The organism is Ferrovum myxofaciens, from assembly GCF_000735045.1.
In the GTDB taxonomy this organism is placed as follows: Bacteria; Pseudomonadota; Gammaproteobacteria; order Burkholderiales; family Ferrovaceae; genus Ferrovum; species Ferrovum myxofaciens.
This window is the reverse complement of sequence record NZ_JPOQ01000527.1, coordinates 1-253: the sequence shown is the minus strand read 5'-3', so window position 1 is coordinate 253 and position 253 is coordinate 1. Positions and strand designations below refer to the sequence as shown.

General features: G+C 52.2%; 1 pseudogene. It reads right to left on the bottom strand.

Going from position 1 to position 253, the window contains the following annotated elements:
• Window positions 1-253: pseudogene (locus IV91_RS16445) on the bottom strand (IS1634 family transposase); the annotation flags it as partial.

Below are 253 nucleotides of genomic sequence, written 5' to 3'. Positions count from 1 at the left end.
ATGGCGCTTTCTTTCTTCTCGCGGCCCAGGGAGTGACAATATAAACGAACTTCTTTGCCGTCCTCGCTGATCTCTTTCTGGATGCGCAAAGGATCACCCCCCGCAGTTTCAATGCTGATGCCCTGGATTTCGTCGAATTTCCTCACCCTGTCACGACTGACTACCAAATAGCGATAACCGTGTTCGATCAGCCAGCCGACATTGGCTTCAGTCGCAATTCCCCGATCCATGATGACCAATGCGCCTTGTGGTG